Origin of the sequence: Devosia sp. UYZn731 (assembly GCF_040546795.1) — a bacterium.
Lineage (GTDB): Bacteria > Pseudomonadota > Alphaproteobacteria > Rhizobiales > Devosiaceae > Devosia.
This window is the reverse complement of the sequence record NZ_JBEPOL010000006.1, coordinates 389,965-408,123: the sequence shown is the minus strand read 5'-3', so window position 1 is coordinate 408,123 and position 18,159 is coordinate 389,965. Positions and strand designations below refer to the sequence as shown.

General features: G+C 61.5%; 20 protein-coding genes. 7 read left to right on the top strand and 13 right to left on the bottom strand.

Going from position 1 to position 18,159, the window contains the following annotated elements:
- The first annotated feature begins 31 nt into the window (after positions 1-31).
- Positions 32-292 (top strand): hypothetical protein, encoded by a 261-nt coding sequence (locus tag ABIB57_RS17330; RefSeq protein ID WP_354042399.1) that lies wholly within the window; start codon positions 32-34, stop codon positions 290-292.
- Positions 293-340: 48 nt separating this feature from the next.
- On the opposite strand, the gene ABIB57_RS17325 is transcribed toward ABIB57_RS17330, so the two are convergent.
- Genes ABIB57_RS17325 through ABIB57_RS17300 form a run of 6 tightly spaced genes read right to left on the bottom strand, consistent with a single transcriptional unit; the run spans position 341 to position 6,958 of the window.
- On the bottom strand, positions 341-2,266 hold the full coding sequence (locus tag ABIB57_RS17325; protein ID WP_354042397.1) for an ABC transporter substrate-binding protein: 1,926 nt from the start codon (positions 2,264-2,266) through the stop codon (positions 341-343).
- A gap of 17 nt (positions 2,267-2,283) precedes the next feature.
- Positions 2,284-3,183, bottom strand: coding sequence for an ABC transporter ATP-binding protein (locus ABIB57_RS17320; protein WP_354042396.1), 900 nt, complete (start codon positions 3,181-3,183; stop codon positions 2,284-2,286).
- Positions 3,180-4,004 (bottom strand): ABC transporter ATP-binding protein, encoded by an 825-nt coding sequence (locus ABIB57_RS17315; protein ID WP_354042395.1) that lies wholly within the window; start codon positions 4,002-4,004, stop codon positions 3,180-3,182. Before ABIB57_RS17315 ends, ABIB57_RS17320 begins: the two co-directional genes overlap by 4 nt.
- Positions 4,001-4,840: an ABC transporter permease gene (locus ABIB57_RS17310; protein ID WP_354042394.1), complete on the bottom strand. Its 840-nt coding sequence runs from the start codon at positions 4,838-4,840 to the stop codon at positions 4,001-4,003. The genes ABIB57_RS17315 and ABIB57_RS17310 overlap by 4 nt, the downstream gene beginning before the upstream one ends.
- A 4-nt stretch (positions 4,841-4,844) precedes the next feature.
- Positions 4,845-5,843: an ABC transporter permease gene (locus ABIB57_RS17305; RefSeq protein WP_354042393.1), complete on the bottom strand. Its 999-nt coding sequence runs from the start codon at positions 5,841-5,843 to the stop codon at positions 4,845-4,847.
- Entirely contained in the window at positions 5,843-6,958 is a 1,116-nt protein-coding gene (locus ABIB57_RS17300; RefSeq protein WP_354042392.1) for a glycoside hydrolase family 172 protein, read from the bottom strand. Before ABIB57_RS17300 ends, ABIB57_RS17305 begins: the two co-directional genes overlap by 1 nt.
- Before the next feature lie 356 nt (positions 6,959-7,314).
- Here ABIB57_RS17300 and ABIB57_RS17295 point away from each other — a divergent pair, with 356 nt between their 5' ends.
- Positions 7,315-8,319 (top strand): LacI family DNA-binding transcriptional regulator, encoded by a 1,005-nt coding sequence (locus ABIB57_RS17295; RefSeq protein WP_354042391.1) that lies wholly within the window; start codon positions 7,315-7,317, stop codon positions 8,317-8,319.
- A 407-nt stretch (positions 8,320-8,726) separates the two neighbouring features.
- On the opposite strand, the gene ABIB57_RS17290 is transcribed toward ABIB57_RS17295, so the two are convergent.
- The 4 genes from ABIB57_RS17290 to ABIB57_RS17275 form a co-directional block, all read right to left on the bottom strand.
- A complete protein-coding gene (locus ABIB57_RS17290) occupies positions 8,727-9,620 on the bottom strand; it encodes an SDR family oxidoreductase (protein WP_354042390.1) in 894 nt (297 codons plus the stop codon).
- A gap of 513 nt (positions 9,621-10,133) precedes the next feature.
- Positions 10,134-10,790 carry a L,D-transpeptidase gene (locus ABIB57_RS17285; protein ID WP_502914419.1) on the bottom strand — a complete coding sequence of 219 codons (657 nt, stop codon included), beginning with the start codon at positions 10,788-10,790 and terminating at the stop codon, positions 10,134-10,136.
- A 73-nt stretch (positions 10,791-10,863) separates the two neighbouring features.
- Complete coding sequence (locus ABIB57_RS17280) at positions 10,864-11,190, bottom strand: hypothetical protein (RefSeq protein ID WP_354042387.1); 327 nt, start codon at positions 11,188-11,190, stop codon at positions 10,864-10,866.
- A gap of 118 nt (positions 11,191-11,308) precedes the next feature.
- The gene (locus tag ABIB57_RS17275) at positions 11,309-12,214 is read right to left on the bottom strand and encodes an arginase family protein (RefSeq protein WP_354042386.1); all 906 of its coding nucleotides are present in this window, start codon (positions 12,212-12,214) and stop codon (positions 11,309-11,311) included.
- A 123-nt stretch (positions 12,215-12,337) separates the two neighbouring features.
- On the opposite strand from ABIB57_RS17275, the gene ABIB57_RS17270 reads away from it, so the two are divergent.
- Positions 12,338-13,237 (top strand): LysR family transcriptional regulator, encoded by a 900-nt coding sequence (locus ABIB57_RS17270; protein WP_354042385.1) that lies wholly within the window; start codon positions 12,338-12,340, stop codon positions 13,235-13,237.
- Positions 13,238-13,247: 10 nt separating this feature from the next.
- Here the strand turns inward: ABIB57_RS17270 and ABIB57_RS17265 are convergent, their stop codons facing one another.
- The 3 genes from ABIB57_RS17265 to ABIB57_RS17255 form a co-directional block, all read right to left on the bottom strand.
- On the bottom strand, positions 13,248-13,565 hold the full coding sequence (locus ABIB57_RS17265; protein WP_354042384.1) for a hypothetical protein: 318 nt from the start codon (positions 13,563-13,565) through the stop codon (positions 13,248-13,250).
- Between the two features lie 174 nt (positions 13,566-13,739).
- Positions 13,740-13,952 (bottom strand): hypothetical protein, encoded by a 213-nt coding sequence (locus ABIB57_RS17260; RefSeq protein WP_354042383.1) that lies wholly within the window; start codon positions 13,950-13,952, stop codon positions 13,740-13,742.
- A 57-nt stretch (positions 13,953-14,009) separates the two neighbouring features.
- Entirely contained in the window at positions 14,010-14,957 is a 948-nt protein-coding gene (locus ABIB57_RS17255) for an AraC family transcriptional regulator (protein WP_354042382.1), read from the bottom strand.
- Positions 14,958-15,235: 278 nt separating this feature from the next.
- On the opposite strand from ABIB57_RS17255, the gene ABIB57_RS17250 reads away from it, so the two are divergent.
- The 4 genes from ABIB57_RS17250 (at position 15,236) to ABIB57_RS17235 (ending at position 18,099) form a co-directional block, all read left to right on the top strand.
- Positions 15,236-15,784 carry a Gfo/Idh/MocA family protein gene (locus tag ABIB57_RS17250; protein WP_354042380.1) on the top strand — a complete coding sequence of 183 codons (549 nt, stop codon included), beginning with the start codon at positions 15,236-15,238 and terminating at the stop codon, positions 15,782-15,784.
- Entirely contained in the window at positions 15,682-16,338 is a 657-nt protein-coding gene (locus ABIB57_RS17245) for a Gfo/Idh/MocA family protein (protein ID WP_354042444.1), read from the top strand. Before ABIB57_RS17250 ends, ABIB57_RS17245 begins: the two co-directional genes overlap by 103 nt.
- 25 nt (positions 16,339-16,363) lie before the next feature.
- Entirely contained in the window at positions 16,364-17,362 is a 999-nt protein-coding gene (locus ABIB57_RS17240; protein WP_354042379.1) for an aldo/keto reductase, read from the top strand.
- A gap of 77 nt (positions 17,363-17,439) precedes the next feature.
- Positions 17,440-18,099, top strand: a complete 660-nt coding sequence (locus tag ABIB57_RS17235) for a TetR/AcrR family transcriptional regulator (RefSeq protein ID WP_354042378.1) — start codon at positions 17,440-17,442, stop codon at positions 18,097-18,099.
- The last annotated feature ends 60 nt before the right edge of the window (positions 18,100-18,159 follow it).

Sequence of the window (18,159 nt, the reverse complement as noted above, 5' to 3'; positions counted from 1 at the left end):
ACAGATAGATCGTTCGCGTCCGAGGATATGAATGGCCGATCTCTTTTATACTTTTTTTGTGGCGCGGTACGTCGGCGCCGGGGGCGGGATCGGTTTTGAGAAGCCGGTCAGGACCGTCGCTGCCCACCCCATCGCCGCCGCCGAACGGGTTCTGCGCACCAAGCTCTACCTATTGGGGGAGCCGCAGAACATTTTCGCCGAGGTTTCGTACACGGAACGCGACGGCCAGGAGGGGCGCGTCCTCCTTTACCGCGCCCCGATGAGCCAAACGCCATCGGCGCTCCGCCAGTAAGTCGGGGGCATCGAAAGGGGAGGCCGCAAATGGCCTCCCCTCCAAGGCTTATTGGGCGGCTGGCTTCAGTTTGGCGGCAATGAACTTGAAATTGCTCCACCACCACCACGGCCCCTCATAGTAATTTTCGGCCGAGGGATAGTTGGTCCAATAGGTCTCGTTCACCGGCACGAACTTGGACGTGCCGAACATTTCGATCACCGGCAGGCCCTGCACCAGTTCCTTGAGGATGTCGGTGCCCAGCGGCACGATCTGCGGATCGTCGGCCGGGATCGTGCGCAACTTGTCGATCATGGCGCTGAGTTCGTCATCGACATAGCGACCCTGGTTGGACGAGGACGGAGTGCCGTTGGGGCGCACATAGTCCTTGTGCCAGCCTTCCATGCGCACGAAGAGGTCCGGCGTGATGGCGCAGGACGAGCCCCAATAGGAGCCCACTTCATAATCCCCGGTATTTTCGGCGGTGAAGAAGGCACCGGCCTGCATCTGCTGCACCTGCGTGGGCACGCCGAACTGGGTCCACTCATTGGCCACGGCGAAAGCCAGACGCTGGGATTCCACTTCGAAATCGGCGGGCGCGAGGATGTTGATGGTGAACGGCGTGCCATCGGGTTTCAGCCACGGGCCGCCGTCATTGGTGAAGCCGGCTTCCTTGAGCAGCTTGGTGGCCTCATCGGGATCATGTTTCCACCAGCCGACGCCGAGCAGGTTGCGCAAAGCCTCGGCGTCCTCGGGAATGCCCGTCGCGCCTTCCGAGCGCAGCCGCTCCCCAAGGCGCACGGCATAGTCGGGGTCGAACGGCTTGTAGCCGTCCTCGAGCGCAAACTCGGCCAGCCATTGGGCCATCGGCTTATGATAGGTGTCCATCAGCACGGTGGTGGGCGGAATGGCGAGCGGGGAGGCGCGCAACATGCCCGAGAACGTGGCGATGCTGGCCTGTTCGGCGTTGATGGCCAGAGCCAGGGCCCAGCGCGTCTTGGCGTCGTCATAGGGCGCCTTGGACGTATTGAAGTGCATGCCGCGCTCGCACGGATCGTCCAGGTTGGCATAGGGGAAATCGTTGAACCAGGCGTGAATCTTGGGGTTCTGACTGCGCAGGATATCCAGGCTTTCCGGCGAAATGTCGGTCAGGATATCGATGTCGTTAGCGGCCATGGCCAGCACGCGGCGCTCTTCGGTGCCATAGCTGCGGAACAGCACATATTTGGCCGCAGGCTCGCCGACGATCTGGCCGACATCGGAATTCTGCCAGTCCTCGCGCTTCTCCCACAGGAACCAGGTGCCGTTCGGATCGCTGTCCTTGTATTTGTAGGCGCTGATAGTCACCGGCGGGAAATTGGTGAAGGTCGCCGGATCTTCCTTTTCCCAGATGTGCTTGGGCACGACGTGGAACGGATTGCCGTAGATGACCGAACCCAAGACGATGGCGAGCCGTGGGGTTGGCTTGGTGGTGGTGATCTCGACGGTATTGTCGTCCACCTTGGTCACCGAGGCGATCTGGGCGGCATAGGCGGAACTGTAGGACAGCGCCGGCGTATTGCGGATCATCTGGTCGGTGAATACCACGTCGTCGGCGCCAAAGGGCTGACCGTCGCTCCAGGTCAGGCCCTGGCGCAACGCCACCTTGAAGACGGTGAAGTCTGCATTGGCCACGGGCATTTCGGCGGCAAGATCGGGAATCTGGCTGCCCTTGGCGGTATCGATGTCATAGAGCAGCGCGCCGGCCATCTGGTGGTAGCCCTGATTGATGGTCACCCCCTGCTGGTACATGTTCATGTTGGTGGGGTTGCCCACCCGAGCATTGAGCATGTCGACGATGAGCGTCTCGGCGCGTGGCGTGCCGACATCGGTCATCTGTTGGGCGAAGCTGGGCATGGTGGCGGTAGTGAGCATCGTGCCGCCGAGCGTAATCGCCAGCGCCACGGCCATCAGGGTGCTGCGTCTCGGCCGTTTCGGGAATTGGGGTGTCGTCATGGGTTCCTCCTGTCGCATTAAGCGTTGTGATTGATGATCTGGTGCGTTGACGCACTCTTTTGCCTCGTGTCGGCGTAGCCGAACTTGCGGTCGATATCGGCAAGTTCGCCCCAGCGTTGGCCGACGGTGGCGATCGCCGCCATCAGCTCGCGCGTGTAGGCCTGGGTCGGATTGTCGAGAATTTCGGTGGGCGCGCCGCTTTCCACGACGCGGCCGGTATTCATGATCGAGACCTGGTCGGACAGATAATAGGCCGTCGACAGGTCGTGGGTGATGTAGATGAACGAGACCCCCTGCTCTTCCACGATCTGGCGGAAGAGGTTGACGATCGACATGCGCAGCGAGGCGTCAACCATCGACACCGGCTCGTCGGCAACGATCAGTTTCGGCTTGGGGATCAATGCCCGCGCCACGCTGATGCGCTGCAATTCACCGCCCGAAAACTGGCGGATATATTTGCCGCGGATGCGCTCATAGCTCAGGCCCACCGATTTCAGCGCCATGTCGGTCGCCTCGACGGCCTGTGCGTCATTGCGCGCGATCTTCAGGTTCAGCGCGGTGCGACGGAGATAGAACTCCACCGGCAGGTAGGCGCTGAAGGCCTCGAAGGGGTTCTGGAAAATGGGCTGCACCAAGCGGCGGAATTCGGTGTTGTCGATGCGCTCGCTGGATTTGCCTGAAAGCGGCCGGCCGAGCAGCCTGATGCTGCCTTCGCTGGGCTCGACCAGCCGCAGGATCATCCGGGCAATGGTGGTCTTGCCTGAGCCCGATTCGCCCACGATGGAAAACACCTGTGGCTCGGCCGGCAGGGTGAACGAGACGTTGTCGACGGCCTTGAACGACGTGCCACCGAACAGGCCACCCTTGCGATAGGCGCGCGTGAGGTTCTGCACCTCGAGGATGGGAGTGCCGGTCATGCGGGCGCTCCCACCGCTTCGACCGCCCGCTTGCCGTGGAGGCGCGGCAGCGAGGCAATCAGGTTTTTGGTGTAATCGTGCTGGGGATTGGCGAAGACTTCGGCGGTCGGCCCCTGCTCGACGATGCGGCCCTGGTACATGATCACCAGTCGGTCGGTGATCTGGTAGTGAACACCCAGATCATGGGAGACGAGCACCAGCGAATTGCGCTGGCGGCGCTGGATTTCGACCATCATCAGCAGGATCTTTTTCTGGACCACGACGTCGAGCGCCGTGGTGGGCTCGTCGGCGAGGATGAGAAGTGGATTGACGAAAGCCGCGATGGCCACCAGCACGCGCTGGCGCATGCCGCCGGAGAGCTGGTGCGGGTAGGCATCGAGCACGGTTTCCTCGAGGCCGAAGCCGGCGAGAAAATCGGCGATGCGCTGGCGGAGCGCCCGGCTGCCGCCCTGCCTTTCGCGCGCCGGCAGGCCATCGACGACCTGGGCCTCGATTTTCATCAGCGGGTTGAGCACGCTCATCGAGCCTTGCGGAATGTAGCTGAGCTGGTCCCACCAGAGCGGGGCGAACTGGCTAGATGGGGCCTCGATGACCTTGCCGGTGCGGGCATCCTCGAAACGCCCGGTGACGGTGCCGCTCTGGATGCGCAGGCCGGTGGAGAAGTCTCCGTAGACCGCGCGCATCAGCGTCGACTTTCCCGAGCCCGATTCCCCCGCAATGCCCAGGATTTCGTTGTCGTTGATGGTCAGGCTGACCTGATCGACGGCCTTGATGAAGCCTGTCGTTCCGTAGCCCACAGTGACGTTGTCGACCGTGATCATATGCTCATCCTCCGCGCGGAGGAGCGCATCGACACGCCCGACGACACCAAGAACAGGCCGATGAACAGCAGCACGATGGCCAGCACCGGCGAGCCGATCCAGATGTACTTGCCGCCGAGCAAGGCCTGATAGTTGATGGCCCAGTAGATCATGGTGCCGAGCGTCGCCTGTTGCGCGCTGGAGAGCCCGATGACGGCCAGCGCGCTCTCGGTGGAAATGCCCACCAGCACGGTGTTGATGAAGTTGGCCGCCGACCAGCCGGCGATATAGGGGAAGATGTGACGCACCAGAATGCGCACGCTGGATTCCCCGGAAAACCAGGCGACGTTGACGAGTTCGCGCTCGCGCATGGTGAGCGCGACCGCGCGGACCTGACGCGCCGGATAGGGCCAGTTGAACAGCACCAGCGCAAAGCCGATGATTGGCAGCGCCAATTGCCCACCGAACAATGCCGCCATGAGAATCAGGATCGGGAGTGTCGGAATGCAGAGCAGTGCATCCATGAAGAAGGACAGCACCCGGTCGAGCCAGCCACCCGCATAACCGGCCGCCAGCCCAAGAAACACCCCGATCACCGTCGAGAAGCCGGCAACGATCAGGCCAAGGATCAGCGAATTGCGCAGCGCATAGGTCAGCAGCCAGAACACATCCTGGCCAAGGCTGGTGGTACCCAGCCAATGGGCGGCGCTGGGGTTCTGGTTGCGCGGGGCGGTGTACCAGACCAGCGGATCGCCGGGCGCAAACCACGGCAGGATACCGCCGAAGATAATGAAGACGATGACCAGGACCACGCCGAGATAGAGGCGGAACGGGGCATCAGCGAGGAACTTTGCCATGATGCTACCTGTGCCGGATGCGGGGATCGAGAAGCGGGTAGATCAGGTCGATGATCATGGTGGCGGTGGCCACCGCGATAACCGACAGGCTGATCGTGCCCATGAGCAGGTTGAAGTCGCCCTGCAGCACGGCGGTGTAGATCAAGAGGCCAAGTCCTGGGTAATCGAAGAGGATTTCGGTGATCAGCGAGCCGTTGAACATCAGCCCGATCTGCAAGGCGAGGAAGGTGATCTGCGGCAGGATGGCGTTCGGCAGCACGTAGCGCGACAGGATGCGGCCGTCGCCCAAGCCCTTGAGCCGGGCATAGCGCACGAACTCTTCTTCCTTGAGCGCGGTGGTCTGCGCCTTGACGCTGATCACCCACCAGCCGAACACCACGATGACGATCGACATAGCCGGCAGGAACGAGTTCCACACCACGCTGGCGATCAGCTCCCAACTCCACGGCGCGCCGCGGATCGTCGTCGTCAGCGGGAAGATTTTCCAGATGTAGGAAAACAGGATCGAGAGCAGCAGTGCCAGGATGTAATACGGGATCGGGTAAAGGCAGATGGCGATGCCTTCCATCACCCGCGAACTGGTGCTGTTGGGCTTCCAGCCCGAGAGCAGGCCGACGAAATTGCCCAACGCCCAGGCGATCAAAGTCGAACTCAGCAGCAGCCCGAACGTCCACGGCAGGGCGTTGCGGATCAGCTCCATCACCGGGGTCGGATACATTGACAGCGAGGGCCCGAAATCGGCGGTCAAGACGATGCGCTTGATGAAAGCGCCGTATTGATCCCAAAGCGAGCCATCGAGCCCAAAGGTATCGGCCAGCGACTGGCGCAGCGCATCGACCTGCGCCGCGTCCATATAGGCGCCCTGGGAGGCGACTTTGGCCAACATGGCCTCGACCGGGTCGGTGGGACCCAGCCGCGGCACAAAAAACAGCACCGTCAGCGCGAAGATGACCACGAGGACATAGACCACCAGCCGCCCAGCGATATAGCGGAGCAGGTTCATCAGATGACTTCGAGATAATCGGCTGGCGCCAGCTCGGGGAACGGCGCGGTCGGCAGGGTCTGATACCAGAAGGCAGTCGAGGCGATGTCATCCTGCAGCGGCAGGTAGCGACGATCCTTCTTTTCAGTTCGCCAACCGAGCGCCTGGATGGTGACGCGCAGGTCATCGTCAAAACGGATCGGGTCCGTGATGTGCCAGCGATACATGCCGAAGCGCGTCTGGCTCTGGTAGACGCCATCGGGGCGCAGCACTTGCGGCAGGCCGGCATAAGGCGTGGTGTATTCACGATAGGCGCTGGTCATGTTGGGATCGATGACGCCGCCATCGAAATTGTAGGCGCCGCAGAAATAGTCTTCGGTCCCGGTGCCGCAGATGGTGGGGAATTCGGCGTCCCCGTCCATGAAGAACTTGATCTCGCCCTCGCCCCACCAGCCGGCATTATTGGTGCCCCAAGCCATGTAGGTGCCCACATAGTGCCCCTTGCCTTTCACCCCTTCGAGAATGGTGTAATCCTGCTTGAACGGCAGCGGATTGGTGCGGCGGAACTGGGCGTGGAAATAGGCTGCGTCTTCCGGCACGTCGGAGAGCGCGTAATTGATCTGGTAATAGAGGATCACCGCTTCATCGGGATCGCGGTTTTCCAGCGTGATGCGGGCGTGCTTCTTGAACGGCATCTGCCAGTAGCAGTTGAAGGCTCGCCCCGGATTGACACAGACGGCAAGGGAGGAAATTTGCGCGAACCTGTTCCAACCCGAAGCGAAGAAGTCGCCCAGCGGACATTCGACGGAGGGGGTTTCCTGGTCGTCCCAATAGATACGCAGGATCAGGTTGCGCCAGCGCACATTGGACACCACGCACCAGATCTGCTGGATCGCGCCGGGTCCGTCGATATCGGCCAATAGCCGATTCTCACCCGCGGCGATCTCGATCGACGGCGACACTTTCCAACCCTGCCCCAGCCCGCGAGCGGGGCTCTTGCCGGTGCCCTCGGTCGCCATGCCGCCTTTACCCTTGGCGCCGGTAAAGTTCTCCGGCGATATTGAGCGGGTCTTGGCGTCCGAGAGTCGGTAGAGATTGCCGAGATTGAGGTCGAGACCAGAAAAGGGGGCGTTCATCTGATGTTCCGTATAAAGCGGGCAAAGTGCAGCCGATCGCGAACACGGCCCGCACCAGGCCACGGCATGGGCAAAATTGGACCGTCCCCGACGCGTGACGCGCGGGCTCGGCATCTCGTGATTTTGGCTGAGGATTGGCGAGCCGCGCGGCTACGCGCTATCGTCGATTGTTGGCAATTGCTCTCTCCCCAATGGCCTGCGCGCCGCCGGCTTGACTACCGATTCAAGCGCACCTCAACCCATTACGTGCGAACGGAACCCGTTCGGCACAGTCACCATAGCAAGCAAATTTGGTTTTGCAAATGCATTCACAAATCAATTTGCAAACCGATTTTCTCAATGGTAGCGATCCAGTCATGACGACGATTTCAAAAGTTGCCGAGCTTGCCGGCGTATCGCGCACCACGGTTTCGCATGTGCTCAACCACGCCGATCGCGTATCCCCGCACCTGCGCGCGCGTGTGCTCGCGGCGGTGGAGGAGCTGGGCTATTCGCCCAATCCACAGGCGCAAAGTCTGCGCACGGGACGCACCAACATCGTGGCGCTGCTGATCCCCGATATCCTCAATCCGTTCTACACCGAGCTGGTCAAGACGGCGCAAACCGATCTCGAGGCCATCGGACTCGACACCATGATCTTCAACTCGGACGTGCCCGGCGGGCATCCCCAGGAGCACAATCGCGAATATCTGCGCCAGATTCGCAACAAGCGCGTCGATGGCCTGATCGTGGGCAATTTCGCGTTGCACCGCATGCATGACGTCTTGCTCAAGCTCGACATGCCAACCGTGTTTATCGGCGACCTGCCGAACCAGGCGGTCGATAACGTCAAGGCCGACGATTTCGGCGGTGGCGCGGCCATGGGCCGATACCTGGTCGGCCAGGGACACAGCCGCATCGCCCATGTCACCGGGCCATCCTATTTCTCGGAGGCCATGGCACGTGCGGACGGCTTCGAGCAGGGACTGGCGGATGCCGGAGCCGCTGCCGATCCGAGCCTTCGATATGAGGGGACCTATCTGGCGCCCTCGGGCGAGGCGGCGGTCGACTGGCTGGTGGCGAACCATCGCGATGCCATGCCCACCGCGATATTTTTCGCCAATTACCTGATGGCCATTGCGGGGCTGGCGCGCCTTTATGACCATGGTTTGGTCGTACCCAAGGATATCGCGGTCGCGGTATTCGGCAACCAACCCGAAATGCGCTATGCCCGCCCGACCTTGACCAGGGTTGGCGTCGCCCCTTCGGCCCTGGCACATCGCGCCAGCACCATGTTGATCGAGAGGTTGAACGGGACTTACAGCGGCGGCCCTCGCTCGGAAGTGCTGCAGTGTGAACTGCAACAGCATGACAGTGCCTGACCACCCGCGGCACACGTAGCCCCCTCGTCTTATGCGCTTGCCAGTGGCGCTCTCAAACTCACCGGGTTTATTTGTATTGTGAGTGAGCCGTCACCCCCAAGAATCCTCTTAATGCCTTCCGCTTCGAGCATGGAAATCTGCGCGTCGCCGCCAGAAGGCAGACTAACGGTGACCAGGTCGTTCATGAGGGCGGCGACGCGCACAGCATCCAGGCCTGAATGGCATCTGTCAGTCTGAGATTTGTCGTAACACCGTCAAAAGACTGCACCGCCGATGTCGGAGTAGTGCTTCTGAACTTCATCAAGGTAATTTGGTGACGTCGGCCGCTTCTTGCCCTCTCCGGGTAGCGCCAACAACTGCGAGCATGAACGCGACGACGGCCTTCCGTCGCCGCGCTTTAGGTTCAACTAAGCAACGCCCCCGCCGCCAACGGCGCCATAGACCTCGCCGTTGAGATAGCTGCCTTCCTGGCTGGCAAGGAGGACGTAGATAGGCGCAAGCTCCACGGGCTGACCAGGTCGACCAAAATCGGTCTGCTCGCCGAACTTCTTTACCTTTTCGTCCGGCTGACCGCCGCTAGGCTGCAGTACGGTCCAGAACGGACCTGGCGCCACCACATTAGCGCGTACGCCCTTCTTGATCAGTTGCTGCGACAGCACCTTGGTATAGGCCACGATGCCGGCCTTGGTGGTTGCATAGTCCAGAAGGATTGCCGACGGATCGTAGGCCTGGATGGAGGCGGTGGTTATGACTGCAGCTCCTGGTGGCAGATGCGGCGTGGCGGCCTGGGCAATCCAGTGCAATGCGTACAGGTTGGTCTTCATGGTCTGGTCGAAATCGTCGGTGCTCACCTCTGCCACTGATTCTCGAAACTGCTGTCGAGCGGCATTGATCACCAGGATGTCCAATCCGCCGAAAGCTTCGACCGTGAGCTTAACGAGGCTTCTGCACCAGCTCTCGTCCTTGATGTCGCCGGGCAGGCCGAGAGCCTTGCGGCCTTCCGCCTCGATCAGCTTGATCACCTCGTCGGCGTCGGCCTGCTCATTCGGCAAGTAGGCGATGGCCACATCGGCCCCTTCCCGCGCATAGGCGATGGCGGCAGCACGACCGATCCCCGAGTCTCCTCCGGTGATCAGGGCCTTGCGCCCCTTCAGACGCCCTGTACCTGAGTAGCTTTCTTCGCCATGATCCGGCGCCGGGTCCATGCGCCGTGCGAGGCCAGGCGCGGATTGGGGCTGCTTCGGGAATGGCGGCTTGGGGTATTGCTCGCGTGGGTCCTGCATAGTGAGACGGTCGGCCATGGCATACTCCTTGTGTTGCCATGACGAATGTGAAAGCGGCCTTCAGGTTCCAAATCCAGGCCTGCCAAACGGCCTCGCCGAAAATGGGCGGGCGGCTTTCACCGTTAGCGCCTAGACCCTACTGGAAGGCTGGGCTCTCGCGGGGCGCGGCAGGGAGGGCAGGAACCGGCCGGGAGCGGCCGATCCACATCGCATTCCAACGCCACCGTTCCAGACGCATTTTATGCGAACCTTGGGGCGTCCGGTTTCCGCCGGTGGGTTCAACCGAACTTCGCAACACTTGCCATCCGGGTGATTGCGGGAAGTCTCGGACGATCCCACCGAAGATATGTCGGGATATCGCGCGCAATGGCGCACAGGCGTATCGTGCAACCTGGCTGCCAGCAGGCCTGGGAGCGGGCGCTACGCCCGGAGCGAGGTCGCGCGGCATGCTCAGAACGGCTACGATGGGTGATGGCCACCTTGCCTTCTATAAAATGAAGCAGGCCGACGATCAGCCGGCCTGCAAAAAGCCTATTGGATCACGACGATCGGCGATCCGTCGGGAACTCGCTGGTACAGATCAATGACATCCTGGAACAGCAGACGCACGCAGCCGCTGGAAACCGCCTGGCCTATCGTTCGGGCGTCCATGTTGCCGTGGATACGGTACAGCGTATCGCCCTCTCGATTGTGAATGTAGAGCGCACGCGGCCCAAGCGGATTGTCAAGCCCCGGTTCCATTCCATGCCGATAACGCTCGAGCTCAGGCTGACGCTCGATCATGGTGGCTGGGGGTGTCCATCGCGGCCATTCGCGCTTGTAGGCGATACGGGCTCGGCCAGCCCAGGCAAAGCCGTCGCGCCCGATCCCGACACCATAGCGCATCGCTCGGCCATTGGGCATGGTCCAGTACAACAGTCGGTTTGGAGTATCGACGACCACGGTGCCGGCGGCCTCGCCGGTCGTGTTCGCAACCTCCTGTCGCCAGTAAAGCGGATCGACCAGGGCGATCTGCGCCGACGGTATGGGAAACCGCTCCAATGGCAGGGCCGCATACATCTCCCGCACATTTGCGGGGATCTGCGGCGGAAGGTCAACGGGGTGCGGTGTGGAAGTCGCACATCCGGCCAGTGCCAGCGAGGCGAGACTGCTGGCCCCGAGCACGAAGTGCCGGCGCGTCAAAAGCATATTCATAATTTTCCATCCTGGCAGCCGAAGGCCGCCGAACCAGAGCAGGGATCAGTTGGTGAACTTGTCTCTCTCAGGCGATGGATTTTGGAGGTCGCAGAATCTCATAGCTTGGCTTCGTCGGCTCGGCCACGACATAGGGAGCGCTTGATAGGGCCTCTCTGTGCACAACGGCGATCTCGCACGTGTCCGGCATGATGCCCAGGCTCACGCAGCCAGAGATGGAGGCAGCGCCGTTGTCAGCGATGCTCGCTTCGAGCATCGCTGAGGTGCCCACAACCTGCACGATACCGAGATGGTGCATTAGGACATCGCCGTTCGTCAACGCAGCAGACACTGTTGGCCGTGAAGCAAATCCGACCAAGAACAGCGCTAGCAGGAGAACGGCGGGTAGCCGCATCGATGTCGCCTCGGTACTTATGGTCACCGCGATCTCAGATGTACGCACGGCGCGGCGGTAACGTAGCCCAACGGGATAGCAATCTCAATGTGAGACGGCCGGTCTAGCGTACCGATCTTCAACCCTGTTCCCGAGCGTTGCCAATAAGCGGCAATTCTGAAAGCGCCTCACTCAGAGCAATCGCGTCCCACGGCATATGCTCGGTGATACCAAGGCCAACCACATCCACTTCCCTGGCGACATCGTTCAGCAATCCGACAACTTGCTGGAGGGTCATGCGACCGGCCTGGATGTCGTTTTCCGTCGGCGCAGGCTCGCCAGGCTTGGAAAACGTGAGCGACCGAAAAAGCGTGGGGTCCAGAACGTCGAGGTCGAAATGCACCGCCAGGTGCTTGGCACCAGTCGCGCGTAGCCAAGCCAGCACCGGCTCGCTGGTACCAACAAGCTCTTCCGGACCGACCCTCTGGATGTGCAGGCGTTCGGCGAGTTCATCCTCGAACGTCTGCAGTTCGGCAAATTTCTCGGGAAGCTTGCGCCAACCGGCGATCATGGCATTGCCGGGTTTGATCGGGATTTTCACCGCCGCAAGAAATTCCGGATCTCCCTGTCCCATCAGACTGCCAAGCACGTGCGCGTTCGAGTTGGGCAGAACCCTGTTGGAAAATAGGTCGCTATGAGCATCGATCCATAGGACCGCAAGATCGCCCTCGTAACGCTGGTTGAGATAGGCGAAAGGGGCCAGATCAACGCCGCAGTCTCCGCCGAGCACTACGATGCGGCCCGGCTGATGCCGGTCGATCCGGCGGCGGGCGTCATGGAGCTGGGCCAACACAGCGTCGCGCGCCAGTACGCCGTCTAAGACATCCAGGGGCTTCCCGTCGGGTTCGGCGACACTCACTTCTTCGACAGGGCCGTCGGCCTCCGGCGCAAGCCAGGCCAAGAGTCTTGCGCCCAGCATGTACGACGGATTGCCTCCGCCTTGCCATTGCGGGAAGAGCAGACGAAGCGTTGTTTGGGGTTTCATCGAGCCAGCTCCATAATTTATACGACGTGCGATATGTAGCGATCGTTGTAGTCGCGTTCCATGGCGCATTGGGGAATAAGCGGATACACAGAAGGCTAGAATTCTCAGCGTGGCGGAGGGGTGGTGGCCGGGGCAAATCTGAACGACATTGCCGTGTTCATGGCAGTGGCAGAGACAGGCAGCTTTTCGGCCGGTGCGATGGCTTCGGGCCTGACCCGCTCCGCTGCCGGCAAGGCCGTGTCGCGTCTCGAAGACAGGCTCGGCGTGCGCCTCCTCAATCGAACCACCAGGGCCTTGAGCCTCACCGATGAAGGCCGTTCGTTTCACGCTCATGGCTTGCGCATTGTGGAGGCTGTTGATCAGGCTGAAGCCAGCGTGGTCAGCCCCACCGGTATACCGCGCGGAGTCCTCCGGCTGTCCGCGCCACATGCCTACGGTCAGCGGGTGCTTATGCCTTTCATCGAGAAATTCCTGGCTCAGTGGCCCGCGACCCAGATCGAAGCAAGTTTCACAGATCGGTTGGTCGATGTGGTCGAGGAAGGCTTCGATGTCGTCATCCGTTTTGGCGGCACCACTGTCGATAGCCGTCTAGTGTCGCGTGTCGTGGCCCGAGATCGTTACCTACTGGTGGCGTCGGCCGATTATGTCGCTCGCCATGGAGCGCCAACGCGTTTGGAAGAATTGGCAAACCATCTCTGTCTCTCCTTCGCCAGTCGCGGGCAGAGGCAACGCTGGCGCTTTGCGGATACGAGTGGGCATTGGACGACACTACAGGTTCGCAGCCGCCTGCGACTCGATAGCGGAGAAGCGCTGCATAACGCCGTCACGCGCAACCTCGGCATTGCCTTGATGCCAAGCTTTCTTGTAGCGGACGATGTGGAAGCAGGCCGGTTTATCCCCGTCTTGCCAGAAATAACAACCGAGTCCGTGGACGTAAACGTCGTCTATCCAGACCGTCGGCTGCTCGATCCCAGGGTTCGCCAGTTCATCGACCTCTTCGCAGTCGGGCTTCGTCTATCTTAGCCAAAGCCGTTCATGACGCCGGATCTGTCGGTTCGACCGTGACGTCCAGTTCGCCGCCAATTTCCACGGTTTTGCTTTGCTTGTTGAACACACAAATAATGCTTGAGGCGGCGCCGCTCCCTGACGTTCCGGTGACCACTGCCAGGCCGAAACTCTCGCTGCCGAAAGGATCGACCACGATTTTGGCATCCGTGACGAGGCCTTTCGTCGCCTCGATACATCCTTGTTCAACCTTGACGGTAAACTGAGCCCATGCGTCGTCAGAGGATGCAAAGGCGTGGTTCACCGACAGCAGGGCAAGGGCCGTAGAAGCAATAAATCTGTGCATGTGGTCTCCTGGATAACCACGCGCCATAGCGCATCAAGACTTGGACTGTTTCGTGATTTACCGATCGCAGCGATCATTGCCGGCATTTGGAGCATAGGCTTCGATAGGCTCGAACACGCGCTCCCCCCCCCCCGCGCACGTTCGACCGCAAGGCAGACACAATTCAGCGTCGGGTCACGGAAGGTCGTGTGCCACAATGCTCATCTGCTGAACCGGGCTGACGCTGATTTCGACACCCGCCGAGTTGAACGTGTCAACGGGAGGCGAGAATGACTGCGCGGCGGCAGGCAAGGCAACGGCCGAGATGGAGGCGATGACCCAGGACATCGTCAGGACGCGACGACGTGCGCTATCGGCACGGGCCGATACCGGTTGAAGTAAGCTCATAATTTAACCCCTGAGAAATGCCGACTAGACTTGCGCCGGAGTGCCCGCGCCCAGATTTCAGTTCAATTGAGACGGCAACTGGGGTGATCCGCAACCGGACGGCATTGGCCGGGCAGGATCAGGTTCGCCCCTAAGCGTGGCGCGCAGCGCGGCTGCGTCATCGCTCGGCGTCAGGTTGAACAGGCGGCGGTAGTCCCGGTTGAACTGCGAAATGCTTTCGTAGCCGACATCATAGGCCACGGCCGAGATCGTGCTGGCTCCTGACAGCCCCCGGCGCGCCTCCTGCAGTCGGACCCGCTTGTGAAACTGCACCGGCGTCATCGATGTCACGGCCTTAAAGTGCCGGTGGAAGCTCGGAACGCTCATGTTTGCCTGCGCCGCAAGATCGGGGATGCACAGTGCAGCCGCAAAATTCTCGCGTATCCAGGCGGTGGTTCGCCCGATCCGGGCGGCATGGCCGTTGGCAAAGGCAAGTTGGGACAGCAGCGCGCCATGCTCGCTGTGCAGCAGCCGCCAGGTGATCTCCCGCCGGATCAGCGGCGCCATGACGGCAATATCCTGAGGCCGTTCGATCAGCGAGAGCAGGCGGATGAGCGGATCGACCAAGGCAGGATCGAGCGCATGCTTGCCCGCAACCTTGATGTCGGGCGCCACCGTGCGCTGGCCCGACTGCTCGCGCAGGAGTTCTGCTACGATGGAAGGATCGAGATCGAGATGGATCGCCAGATAGGGCGCCGAAGGGCTCGCCTGGGTCACCTGCGAGGTCACGGGGACATCGGCGGCACACAACAAGGATTCACCGGCGGCATAGCGGAAGGGGATTTCTCCGACCATCATTTCCTTCACGCCACGCGCCACCAGGCCAAAGGATGGCTGGTAGATCGAGTGCGAGGCTTCCGTGGGAAAATCGGTACGGCCGACCTTCAGGCCAGGGATCGGTGTCACGTAGTCATATCGGGCGTAGCGCTCGATGACGGTCAGCAGATCGGTGAACTGCGGTTTCATGATACCGACGTCCTTTGTTGCGGGGTTTTGGCTCGGCTGACCGGTCTCTGCCCGTCTTCATCCAGATCATCATTCATCGATATCGACCGCTATGCATATCCTATCAAGGGCGCGCTCAATCCTCTCAAGCGCAGACGCGTACGAGGACGGCGCAGACGAACGAGAGAAGCAGGCAAGTCCCTGATCGGATCTGCATAGGGTCACCGACCGACCCCTCACTATGTTCCCAGCAATGGCGCGATCCGGCGCCTGATTGTTGAAAACTGGAACATAAAGACATGTCGGACAAAAAATTTCGCGTCGGGATCATTGGCGCCGATACGCACGCCAGTTGGGCAGGCGCATCGCATATCCCTGCCCTGCAGGCGCAGCCCGGGCTGGTCCTTGCCGCCGTCGCCACACGCCGCGAGCAAAGCGCCAAGGCAGCCGCCGAGGCCTTCGGCGCAGCGCAGTGGTTCGCCGATCCCTATGCCATGATCGCTGACGAAACCATCGATGTCATCACGGTCGCCGTAAAAGTCCCTGCCCACAAGGACCTGGTCCTGGCGGCGCTCGCCGCGGGCAAGGCCGTCTATTCGGAGTCCCCGCTTGGTGCCACCGTTGCCGAGACTGAGGAAATGGCCACTGCCGCCAAAGGCCTGCACACGGCGATCGGCTTGCAGGGCCGACATATCCTGCCGCCCGCCGCGCTGCCGAAATGGTGGCGTCCGGAAAGCTCGGGCGGCTGCTATCGGCCCGCGTTGGCGCAACCACGTTCGGCTATGGTCCGCAATCTCCCAGCGCTTACGACTATTTCAACAAGCTGGCTTCTGGCGCCAGCTTCATGACCATCACTGCGGGCCATGTGCTCGACATTATCGAAGCGGTGCTGGGCGATATCGACGAGGTGGACGCTCGCACAGAACTGCTGTGGCCGCAGATCGAGATCATTGACACGGGTGAAAGCTCGACCCGGGAAATCCCCGACCATCTCGACCTGATCGCCAGGACCGCCAGCGGCACTCCGGTATCGGTCCAGATACTGGCCGGTGTGTCGCCCGGCCAGGCAAGTTTTACGTTCGAGATCCGCGGCACCGACGGATGGCTGCGGCTGACCGGCAATCATCCAGCAGGCGCCCAGGTCGGTGATTTGGCGCTGTCGTCCAGTGTCGCGTTCAAAGCTGCCGATGCACCGATTGCCTCCGGCACCGGCCCGACGGCAGCCGATATCTGGAACGGAGCATCGATCAATGTGGGCGAAGTCTATGCCTCGCTGGCGCGGGACCTCAGCACCGGCACTTGGACCACGCCAGGATTTGCCCACGCCCTGCACAATAGCCGCCTCGTAGCTGCCATCGAGCAGGCAGCACGTACCGGTCAGCGGCAGGCAAACCTGGCCTGACGCCCTCTTCTCAAGGAGAACTGCCATGCGCATGCGCAAGTTTGGAAACAGTGGACTTTTCGTATCGGAACTCTCGTTTGGTGCCATGACCTTTGGTGGCACCGAAGGATTGTGGGGGCAGGTCGGCAAGCTCGGACAGGACGAGGCCGATATCCTCGTCAAGGCGGCACTCGATGCGGGTATCAACCTCTTCGACACGGCAAATATCTACGCCAGTGGGCGCAGCGAGGAGATTCTCGGGCAATCGCTCAAAAACCTGGGCGTGCCGAGGGAAGACGTCGCAATCGCGACGAAAGTGCAAGGCGCGATGGGCAAAGGCCCGAACCGGCAGGGTGCATCCCGCGGCCATATCATGAGCGAGGTCCGTGCCAGCCTGCGGCGGCTCGGTCTCGATCATATCGACCTCTACCAGTTGCACGGCTTTGATCCCATGACCCCGATGGAAGAGACGCTGGACGCGCTCGATACGCTCGTTCGGGCCGGTGACGTCCGCTATATCGGCCTATCGAATTGGGCAGCGTGGCAGATCATGAAAGCGATCGGCATCACCGCCGCCCGCAACCTGGCACCGATCACCTCGCTGCAAGCATATTACACCCTCGTTGGGCGCGACCTCGAGCGCGAGATCGTGCCGCTGCTCACCTCAGAACGGGTCGGCCTCATGGTCTGGAGCCCGCTGGCCGGCGGCTATCTGAGCGGCAAATACTCGACGGGTAGCGATAGTGCCGGTGGCCGGCAGACAGAGCTGGATTTTCCCCCCATCAATCGGGTTCGCGGGGAGCCGCTGATCGAGGCGTTGAAGACCGTCGCCGCCAAACATGGTCGCCGTCCGGCGCAGATCGCTATCGCCTGGCTGTTGCTGCAGCCGGTTGTCTCCACTGTCCTGATCGGCGCCAAGCGGGTCGATCAATTGCAGGAAAACATCCAGGCGGCCGAGATCGCGCTGGATGATGACGACATGACCCAACTCGATGCGGTCAGCCGGTTACCGATCGAATACCCGGGCTGGTCGCTCGGGAGCTAGCGAAACGCGTGACCTCATTCTGGCCTGATTTGGCAGTTACTGCCAAAACAATGCAGTAACTGCCACCCGGATCGTCAATGCCCATCGACCACGACGCAACACGGCTCGCTATCGCCCGGCTTGCGGCGAGATTGTTCCTTGCCAACGGCGTGGCCGCAACGAGCGGCAAGGACATAGCCGCCGCTGCCGGTGTGTCCGAGCGAACCGTCTGGCGCCATTTCCGGACCAAGGAGAGCTGCGTCGAGCCACTGCTGTCGCAATCGGCGCTGCGCTTCACCCAGCACATGCTGGGCTGGTCCCGACTGATTTCGATCGAAGATCACCTGTCGGAGGTTTTTGCCCTCGACCGGCAGTCCGAAAGCGACATCCAGGACGGCATCCTGATCGTGCGGCTAGTCGCAATCCTGCCAAAGGAGCCCGACCTACAAGCGACATGGCTCATGGCGTCCCATCTTGGGGAACGTGGACTGGTCGACATCATTGCCGCCCGGCTGGATCGATCGCCCGACGATTTCGACATTCGCCTCTGCGCTGCGACGGTTTCGGCGGCCATGCGGGTGGTCGACGAGGACATCAGCCTGGCCGCGATCGAGCGTGGCGAGGTGTTCACGCTAGCGGACGTGGTGTCCCGCATGGCCCGCGCCATCCGAGCCGCCAGCACCCTGCCGTTCTGCGATCCGTTGCCGCTGCGCAAGCCCAACCAGTCTGCGCCCGATCCAACCCAGATCCGGCCCTGACGAGGATTCTCATGCCTATTTCGCGGGCCGTTCTCGCCCTGACTTTGCTTATTCCCGCTT